Annotated in this window: 1 protein-coding gene; it reads left to right on the top strand. The window is 64.9% G+C overall.

The window, feature by feature from the left end; all coding sequences use genetic code 11:
- A partial coding sequence (locus E5W70_RS31950) for an AsmA-like C-terminal region-containing protein (protein ID WP_292665295.1) occupies nucleotides 1–2,321 on the top strand: 2,321 nt, incomplete at both ends.

Raw genomic sequence — 2,321 nt, 5'->3', positions numbered from 1 at the left:
CTCGAACTCATCCTCGGCAAGGCGAAGTTCTCCGGCCGCATCGATTCCAGCCAGCCCGACGACACCAGGCCATCGGTGCTGATGCAACTGGAAGGCGGCGAACTCGACGTCGATGGGCTCACCGCCTTCGCCTCTATCTTCGTCAGCGACAAGGGCGCCAACCGCTTTTCCGATCGCGACCTCGATTTCCGGATCAAGGCCGGGCCGGTCAGCGCCGGCGGCTTGACCGCCGATAGCGTCGATACTGCACTTAGATTGCGTGACGGGTTGCTTGAGATCGACCGACTGTCGGTCGGCGGACTTGCTGGCGCCTCGATCAGCGCCACCGGCCGGATCAAGGATTTCCCGGCGAGCCCGACCGGCAAGCTCGACGCCTCGGTGGTCGCCGTCGACCTCAAGCCGCTGATCGACGTCGCCGTCCAGCATTATCCGGACAATGCGGTGCTGAAGGGGCTAGCAGAGCGCGCTGCTGCCTATCCCGAGCTGTTCCAGGATGCGCGTATCGACGCGGTCACGAGTGCGGCAAACAATGGCGACGGTACGACTGGACTGGCAATGAGCGCACAGGGCAAGGCCGGTGGCTCGGCCTTTTCGGCGTCGTTGTCCGGCAAAGGGGCGCTCGACCGGCCTCTCGAAGCGCCGTTGACGTTGACCTTCAACGCAAGGAACGCCGACGCCACCGCACTTCTGGCGCTTTACGGGTTGCCGGCACTGCCGCTCGGCATACTTGGCGAGGCGACCACCGACGTCTCGGCCAAAGGCACGCTTGGCGGCGGCCTGGCGACACGATTCAGCCTGGCCGGCAATGACTTCAAAGCTGGTTTCGACGGGACAATTGCCGACACGCCTCAGGGCGCCGCCGCCAAGGGCAAGGTCAGCCTTGAAACGGCTGACATCGAGCCATGGCTGATGACGACCGGCGTCGGCCTGCCCGGCATGGGGACCGGCATGTCGACGTCGCTTGCTGCCGATGCCGACTACGGCAATGGTCTCCTGGTGTTGAGCGGCCTCAGCGGCGCCGTCAATGAAGCGGCGGTTTCCGGTGACGTAAATATCGACGTCAAAGAGGGGCTGCCGCATCTTGCCGGCGCGCTGTCGCTGGACGAGCTGGACCTCGATCCGATGGCGGTGATGCTGTTCGGCGACCAGGCCTTTCTTGTCAATGACGGGGCCTGGCCGACCACACCGTTCAGCCAGAAATCCAGTCTGCCATTTACTGCCGATCTCGATCTGACGGCGGCGTCGCTTGCCGCCGGCCCGCTTGCCACCGCCTATGACGCTGCGCTGTCGCTGCAGCTCGACCAGGAGGGCATCCGCGTTTCCGACCTCAAGGCAAAGTTCCTCGGCGGCGAGTTGAGTGGCCTGTTCGAGCTCAAGAACAATGACGGCACCGGGCTTTTCTCCGGTCAGATGAAACTCGCCGGCTCCGATCTGGCAGTCGTGCTGCCGGAGGCCGGCATCGGCGGAAGCGGCGACTTCTCGACGGCGCTTTCGACCAGCGGCAAATCGGTCGACGCGATGGTCGCGGCGCTGTCCGGTTCCGGCACGGCGACGCTGAAGGGCATGACTATTGCCGGCTTTAATCCGGATGCCTTTGGCGCATTCATCGCCAAGGCCGACGCGATAGGCCGCGATATCGACGCCTCGAAGACTGCCGGCTTCGTGCCGCAGATCGCTGCGGCGGGAAGTTTTCCGGCGCAGGACACCGATATTGCCTTCACCATCGCCGGCGGCACGCTGAGGGCGCCGCCGGTCAAATTCGAAAGCCCGGGCGCGACGCTGTCCGCCGACATCACCGCCGATCTGAACACCAGCACCGTCGATGCCAAGGGCGAGATCGCCTATCGACCCGGCGATGAGGCGCTGGTCGGCTCCGAACCGATTTTGAATTTCAGCGTCGACGGTCCCTTCGGCGCCACCAAACGGCAGTTCGACAGCGAGCCGCTGGCACAGTTCCTGACCCAGCGTGCGCTGGAAAAGGAGCAGCAACGGGTCGAAGCCATGCAAGCCGCACTGCTCGAGAAACAAAGGCTGCGGCGTGAGGTGCGCTACTACGCTGCCCTGCAAACTGAGCGTGAAAGAGCGGCGGAGGAACTCCGCAGGCAACAGGAAGCAGCGCGGCTGAAGGCCGAGGCCGACGCCAAGGCAAAGGCCGAAGCTGAGGCGCAGGCCCAAGCCGAAGCGGAGGCGAGGGCGCAGGCTGAAGCCAAGGCGAGGGCTGAAGCCGAGGCGAAGGCGCAAGCTGAGGCCAAGGCGCAAGCTGAAGCCGAGGCGAAGGCCGAAGCGGAGGCGAGGGCGCAAGCTGAGGCCAAGGCGAAAGT

This window comes from Mesorhizobium sp., from assembly GCF_005063415.1.
Taxonomy (GTDB): domain Bacteria; phylum Pseudomonadota; class Alphaproteobacteria; order Rhizobiales; family Rhizobiaceae; genus Mesorhizobium.
Note: the sequence above shows the minus strand (reverse complement) of the source record. Positions and strands in the feature narration are given on the sequence as shown.